The organism is Armatimonas sp. (genome assembly GCF_043760365.1).
Classification (GTDB): domain Bacteria; phylum Armatimonadota; class Armatimonadia; order Armatimonadales; family Armatimonadaceae; genus Armatimonas.
The window spans coordinates 1-6,502 of record NZ_JAYUPA010000096.1; the positions used below are offsets into that span (position 1 = coordinate 1).

Annotated in this window: 7 protein-coding genes and 1 tRNA gene; 6 read left to right on the forward strand and 2 right to left on the reverse strand. The window is 59.7% G+C overall.

Annotated features, from left to right (window positions below; genetic code table 11):
- Positions 1 to 661, reverse strand: a 661-nt coding sequence (locus ACH2EH_RS02455) for an MBL fold metallo-hydrolase (RefSeq protein WP_395138577.1), incomplete at its 3' end; no start/stop codon positions are given.
- A gap of 19 nt (positions 662 to 680) precedes the next feature.
- Complete coding sequence (locus ACH2EH_RS02460; RefSeq protein WP_395138580.1) at positions 681 to 1,316, reverse strand: FkbM family methyltransferase; 636 nt, start codon at positions 1,314 to 1,316, stop codon at positions 681 to 683.
- Positions 1,317 to 1,512: 196 nt separating this feature from the next.
- On the opposite strand from ACH2EH_RS02460, the gene ACH2EH_RS02465 reads away from it, so the two are divergent.
- From ACH2EH_RS02465 to ACH2EH_RS02490, 6 genes are all read left to right on the forward strand, one after another.
- Positions 1,513 to 1,610 (forward strand) — tRNA-Sec (locus ACH2EH_RS02465).
- Positions 1,611 to 1,633: 23 nt separating this feature from the next.
- Complete coding sequence (locus ACH2EH_RS02470) at positions 1,634 to 3,004, forward strand: CAP domain-containing protein (RefSeq protein ID WP_395138583.1); 1,371 nt, start codon at positions 1,634 to 1,636, stop codon at positions 3,002 to 3,004.
- Between the two features lie 65 nt (positions 3,005 to 3,069).
- On the forward strand, positions 3,070 to 4,176 hold the full coding sequence (locus ACH2EH_RS02475) for an ABC transporter ATP-binding protein (protein WP_395138586.1): 1,107 nt from the start codon (positions 3,070 to 3,072) through the stop codon (positions 4,174 to 4,176).
- A gap of 10 nt (positions 4,177 to 4,186) precedes the next feature.
- A complete protein-coding gene (locus ACH2EH_RS02480; protein WP_395138588.1) occupies positions 4,187 to 4,339 on the forward strand; it encodes a hypothetical protein in 153 nt (50 codons plus the stop codon).
- Positions 4,340 to 4,345: 6 nt separating this feature from the next.
- Complete coding sequence (locus tag ACH2EH_RS02485; RefSeq protein WP_395138590.1) at positions 4,346 to 5,131, forward strand: SDR family NAD(P)-dependent oxidoreductase; 786 nt, start codon at positions 4,346 to 4,348, stop codon at positions 5,129 to 5,131.
- Entirely contained in the window at positions 5,131 to 6,423 is a 1,293-nt protein-coding gene (locus ACH2EH_RS02490; protein WP_395138592.1) for an ABC transporter substrate-binding protein, read from the forward strand. Before ACH2EH_RS02485 ends, ACH2EH_RS02490 begins: the two co-directional genes overlap by 1 nt.
- Positions 6,424 to 6,502 lie beyond the last annotated feature (79 nt).

Consider the following 6,502-nt stretch of genomic DNA (forward strand, 5'->3'; position numbering starts at 1 on the left):
GCACGACGCCATCCACGCCCATGTGCCCCTTGTTGCTGCTCTTTGCTCCGCCATAGGTACAGTCAAAGACCGCGATATCTAGTGCTGCACCCTCCGCCAGAGCCACCAGTGTTGCCTCCGGGTAGAGTCCAGAGTCGTGGCCGTAGAATAGTGACTTGCCATTACTGCGAGTGATGCGCAGGACAAACGCGCCCGGCGCATGATCCGCAGGCAGTGGCAGAACCATATCGCCCATCGGCGTGGTCACTGGAACCAGTGCCTCCAGCGCCGGGCGCAGGTCTAGATTCGCCTTTGCGGGATTAGGGAAAACCGAGTGCAGCATGTCCATCACCTGTGCATTGCCAAAGACCGCAATCGGCTGCGCGGGCGGCGTATTGGTGAACGGCCCCGAGGCCCACTCCAGCTCGGTAGGAACAATGTGATCCGAGTGCTGGTGCGTGAAGACAATCGTACGTACTTCAGCCAGATCACGCCCGGTGCGCAGCATCTGCATCACGGTATCAGCGGAAAAGTCAATCTTGAGGTCATTGCCCAGCAGCGCCCCCGAGCGTGCACGAAGATTGGGACCTCCACGGCGACGGGCTTCCTGGCACGCGGGGCAACGGCAAAACGGAGCGGGCCAGCCCTCGGCGGCGGCAGTTCCAAAAATAGTCAGTTCCATGGAGAAATTGTAGCAGATTTTAGACCGGAGCCCGTCGAAAGAGCAGCTTATCGCCGTGTTTCTGCCTCGGGAAGCCAACCGAATCGAAAACCTCACACAGTACATTACGGGCCGCCGCACTGTGTGGCTTGATGAGAGCCACCTGAATTGCCTTGAGCCAGGTAGCAGGCTCGGCAAAGACAAGCTCCTCCGCCCCCATAATATCCACTTTAAGAAAATCAACTCGCTCGACGGCAAACTCCTCCAGAAGCTCAGGCATTGTCCAGCCACGAATGCTCTCACTCCCCACTTTTTCGTGCATCTGATAGGCCCAGGAGCAGTCCTCCTGGTTGGCAATCGACAGAGTGACGGGGAGTGGCCAGAGTGCCCCTGCAACCAGGGTAATATTGGGATACGGAGCAACATTTTTACAGGCGATTTGATAGTTTTCCGGGGCGGGCTCTAGTGCAATAATTTGTGCTTGGGGATAGAGATTGGCGTAGAGTACGGCTGCATAACCAACATTTGCTCCCATATCAAAAATCAGCTGAGGTGGCTCAGAGAGAGTAACCACATTGTGTTTTTCAAATAAGACCTCAACGAGTGCAAGACGATCCACTCGGTTCGCGCGGCAGAGAACGGGATGTTTAAGCCCAGGAATCGTCAGGGATAACACTCCCTGTCCCTTTCGTTCTGCGAGCTGTAGTTGTAGACCTTGATACCAACCCATTCCTCGGCAGTAGCGATAAAATGTTTTAAGTCCTTCTGAAATAGCCATCGTGAGAAGTTTCTAGCATAAACCATGCCGTCTGCTACCGAGAGGGAGGGAGGGCGTGGAGAAGGTGCTGCATGCGATATAATTGCTGCGTTACGGGGGCGAATGAGGTCTGGTGGTCTTCCCGGTCTTCAAAACCGTGTGCGGGGTGATGATGTCATCCTGGGTGGGTTCGATTCCCACACGCTCCCGCCAGTACTCTGACGGTTTTTAAGGCCATGCAGTACGCCTACCAAACACCTGGGCCACAGGGGACGCTGCGTGTGGCGCGCCCCGAGCTGGCTTGGCCGATCCGTCCACAAGACGGCGCACAGATCGTCGGCCTGGAGCTCCGCCTCAACGACGAACCCCTCTCTGCGCACTATGAAAATGGGGCGGTGCGGGCCATGCCTCCTGCGCCTCTTTCCCCCGGAACCTATCGGGTACGCTGCCGAGTCAGGTTTTCGCCCAAGCAAGACGATGCCACGGTCTCCTGGAGCTTCACGGTCGCTCCTGGGGCACTCACGACACTTCCTCCGCCCTCGGCCTGGGCACGTGATGCTCTGCTGGCGGCGAACCGCCTCCGCCTACGGCTCGGCCTTGCGCCCCTTGCACTCGATCCCCGGCTCTGTGCGGCGGCGCAGGCGCATGCGGCCTACCTGGATAAAAACCAGCTCGTCGGCCACTTTGAGAGTGCCGGCAAGCCCGGCTTTGTGGGAAATACTCCGCTGGCACGTGCCCAGGCTTTTGGCTACGCCGCTACCCTGGCCGAGGATGTTAGCTTCGCTGAGGGCACGCCCGAGCGGATTGTCCGTGCCCTCTTTGATGCGCCGTACCACCGCTTGCCGTTTCTACGTCCCGGCGGGCTGCTCTTTGGCGCGGGCAATGTGGCAAAAGCGTCGGGCCTGCTCTTTGGCGGCGATGGCACGGCGGGCACGGTAATGAGTCCCTACGACGGCGAGACCGATGTCCCGCTGACCTGGCGCAACGACGAGATCCCCTCGCCCACGCGCACTCTTCCCAATGCGCCCAAGGTGATCGGCTACCCGATCCTGCTGGCACACTTTCGCCTCGGACAGGCTCCCGCCTTCCAAGTGCGGAGTGCCCGTCTCACCGCCACCGATGGCGCCGAGGTGCGCTGCCTGCTCAATGTCCCGGGCCGCGACAGCGAGCTCACCTATGCCTGCATGCTGGTTCCTCTCGCGCCGCTCAAGCCCGCCGCTCTTTACACCGTCGAGGTTGTTACCGCAGAATTCACCCGGCGCTGGCGCTTCACCACGCGCACGGAGAGCGCCAGCACGTCGGACTTCGGCCCGCTGGACCTGCGGCCCGGTGATCTGAAGCTGACCGGCACAGTCGAGAAGGCCGACAAAACGAACAACCTGCTTGTGCTACGTGTCACCCGCGCTCAGGCCTACGGCACCGCCGAGCAGACCCTCCCCAAACCCGTGACGGTCACTCTCAAACTCTCCCCGCAGACCCGCTTTCTCTCGCAGGCCAACCGTAGCGGCACCGTGAATCTCACCCCCGGCCTAGCCCTTGCTGCCATCGTTGCCAACGGCCCTCTGGTACGCTCCGTCGCCGCCCGCACCGTGATTCTGCTGCGCTAAGCTCCGAGCTTGCAACGTGGAAACGTCTGGTACACTGTGAAGACGAATTTTCCTTGGGAGCATAGATGGCAAGCGTTCGTGTTGAGCAACTGATTAAGAAGTACGACCAAGTTGTCGCGGTGAAGGGCATGGACCTTTCTGTTGAAGACGGCGAGTTTATGGTCTTTTTAGGGCCGTCGGGCTGCGGTAAGACCACCACTCTGCGGTGCATCGCCGGGCTGGAGCTTCCCGATGGCGGGACGATCCGTATCGGCGAGGAAGAAGTGACCCACAAGCAGCCCGCCGAGCGCGATATTGCCTTTGTGTTCCAGTCGTTCTCCCTCTATCCGCACATGACCGTCCGGGAGAACCTCAGCTTTCCCTTGCGCGCCGTCAAAACGGCGCAGTCCGTGATTGATGAGCGGGTGATGATCGCGGCCAAGATGCTGCATATCACCGATAAGCTCGACCGCAAACCCACCCAGCTCTCCGGCGGCGAGCAGCAGCGCGTGACAATTGGCCGCGCCATAGTGCGCCGTCCGCAGGTGTTTCTGATGGACGAGCCGCTCTCCGCCCTCGATGCCAAGCTCCGCACCGAGATGCGCGCCGAGATTAAAAAGCTCCAGACCGATCTGGGCGCGACCACCATCTATGTCACCCACGATCAGCTCGAAGCGATGAGCATGGGCGATAGGATCGCCGTGATGTACGGCGGCCTTTTGCAGCAAGCGGGCACCCCTATGGAGGTCTACGACAACCCAAGGAACTTATTTGTCGGAGGCTTTATCGGCTCCCCGGCGATGAACTTTGTCCCTTGCCAGCGCAGTGGTGATGTCCTGACACTTCAGGGTGTCGAGGGAGCGGAGAACGCGGGCTTGGCCCTCAATAGCGAGGGGATGGGACGATTCACGACGGCTGCAAAGGATCTGCCGCTCGTACTAGGAGTTCGGCCCGAGGACATTGTCTTTGTGGAGGCGGGAACGCCGGGAAGCCTGCCCGTCACGGTGGTGGTTGTTGAGCTGCTGGGTGCGGAGAACATCATCAATGTCAACCTCGCCGGGCATATCATCAAAGTGCGCACCGTCCCAACATTCAGGCCCACACTAGGTCAGACACTGCATGCGCGCGTTGACCAGAGCCGCTCGCATCTCTTTAGCAAGCAAACGGAGCTTAATATCAATGCTGAGCGGTAGATTTGCCCAGATGGCAGAATTTATCAGTATCGCACTGCTGTTGCTAGGCGTTATCGCGCTTTGCCAACCTTTCGCTAAACCCATCTTCACCAATGGCCTTCACCTACTCTTCTGGGGCTGGCTGGGGCTGAATATCTTCTCGCACCGCAAACCGGTGCGCTAAAAAATTATGGAAATTAACCTCAAAGATAAAGTCGCCATTGTCACCGGAGCCGGGCGCGGCATTGGCAATAGTATCGCCCGGACGCTGGCCGCCGAGGGCGCTGTGGTGATTATCACCGATATCCGCACGGATTTACTGGACGCTGTCAAAGCCGACTGGGACGCCAATAACTGGCGGGGTGCCCAGCACATCGCCGATGTGCGCAGCCCAGAGCAGTGCAAAGAGCTGATCGCCAAGATCGTCGCTGAGTTTGGGCGCGTGGATATTCTCGTCAATAATGCGGGCGTCTCCATCAGCGGCCCGATTGAGACCATGACGGAAGCTGCCTGGGATGCCAACCTAGACATCAACCTCAAGGGGACATTTTTGATGTGCCAGGCCGTGATCCCGGTGATGAAGGCGCAGCGCTCCGGGAGCATTCTCAACGCCGCGTCGTTTGCTGCGATTATCCCCTCGATTGGCAGCGCCCCGTACGCCGCCTCAAAAGCGGGTGTCCACTACTTCACCCGCGTACTTGCGGGCGAGCTGGGCCCGTGGGATGTCACGGTGAACTGCTACTCACCGGGCATGATCCCCACCGAGATCAACCACTTCACCGAGCGCCCCGAAGATGTCCAATCCAATCTGCTGGATACCCTCACGCTACGGCGCTGGGGCGACCCACAGGATGTCGCCAATCTCATCTGCTTTCTGGCGTCAGATCTGGCCCGCTACATCACCGGAACCATGGTGGATGTCAGCGGCGGAAAGCTCGCCACACAGATCCCCAAGTTCGCCTACGAGAACGCCTAATGACACGCCGCCGCCTGCTCTGGCTTTCCTGCGGCGGCCTGCTCACCGGCTGCCTGCCGTCTTCTCGGGATGCCAGCGGACGCACGACGATTCGCTACATGGCCTGGGGGAACCCGGAACAGCTTCAGCTAGAGCGCCAGATCGCGGATGAGTTCGAGAAGCTGCACCCTAAGATTCGGGTGCATCTTTTCATGGTGCCCGGCTCGTCGTATCCCGACAAACTCCAGCTCATGCTGGCGTCACGCACCGCGCCCGACGTGATGCGCGTGGACCACTACATGTTCCCCGCGCTCGTGAAAAAAGACTATTTTCTTGATTTAGAGCCACTGATCGCCGCTGAGCCCAAGGGGTTTGTGGAGGACTTCGTGCCCACCGCGTTGGAGGAGTGCCGCTACCAGGGCAAGCTCCACGCCATGAACGTCCTCTTTGGCGGCGTCCAGCTCTACTACAACAAGAGTCTCTTTAAAGCCGCCGGGCTGACGGATCCCTACGAGCTTTCAAAAGCGAACAAGTGGGACTGGGACGCATTTCTCGCGGCGGCTAATGCACTCACCAAGCGCGAGGGGGGGCGCACGCTTCAGTTTGGCACGACATTTCCCGCGTTTCCTCAGTGGGCATCTGTGCTCTGGAACCGGGGAGGCGATGTGATGAACAAAGATCTCACCAAGTTCACCCTCGCCGACGATCCCCGCGCCATCGAGGGGATGCAGGACATGACCGACCTGCGCTGGAAGCACCACTGCGCCCCCACGCCCTCCGACGCCGCGCTCTCCGCGTTTACGTTTGAGTCCGGCAAGATCGCGATGCACTGGGGCTGGGCAGGGGAGACTCCACGCTTCCGCAAGAACATCAAGAAATTCGACTGGGATATCGCGCCCGTCCCAACCGGCCCCGCAGGTGATGCCACCGTCATCAAGGGCAATCAGCTCGTGGTCTACCAGCACACGGAGCACCCAGAGCTAGCGTGGGAGTTTGTGAAGTACATGACCGGCCCCGAAGCCGAGCTGATTCTAGGAGCAAAATGGCGACGCTGCGTCCCGACGCGCCTCTCCGTGCAGCAGCATCCGGAATATCTTAAGGCCGACAAGCCACCGTTTCACACCGATGTGTTTCTAGATACCGTGCGCCGTGGCCGAACGCTACCGATTGATGCCCGCTATCAAGAATGGGCTCGTGAGTTCAACTCCGCTACCGATAGCCTCTTCAATGTCGGGGGAATCACCGCGCCGCAAGCTAGCCGCAACGCCACCGATAAGATCAACGCTTTGCTCTCGGGCGAGGAGGGCTTTTAGCAAATGTCCGAACGAACCAGTAGCCGCTGGGGCCTCGCGCTGATCTCTCCCTGGCTCCTCGGCTTCTTGATCTTCACCG

What these genes read in the sequence shown, in the direction of transcription:
- ACH2EH_RS02470 (WP_395138583.1), top strand. Translation starts at nt 1,634, where the DNA reads ATGCAGTACGCCTACCAAACACCTGGGCCACAGGGGACGCTGCGTGTG.
- ACH2EH_RS02475 (WP_395138586.1), top strand. Translation starts at nt 3,070, where the DNA reads ATGGCAAGCGTTCGTGTTGAGCAACTGATTAAGAAGTACGACCAAGTT.
- ACH2EH_RS02480 (WP_395138588.1), top strand. Translation starts at nt 4,187, where the DNA reads ATGGCAGAATTTATCAGTATCGCACTGCTGTTGCTAGGCGTTATCGCG.
- ACH2EH_RS02485 (WP_395138590.1), top strand. Translation starts at nt 4,346, where the DNA reads ATGGAAATTAACCTCAAAGATAAAGTCGCCATTGTCACCGGAGCCGGG.
- ACH2EH_RS02490 (WP_395138592.1), top strand. Translation starts at nt 5,131, where the DNA reads ATGACACGCCGCCGCCTGCTCTGGCTTTCCTGCGGCGGCCTGCTCACC.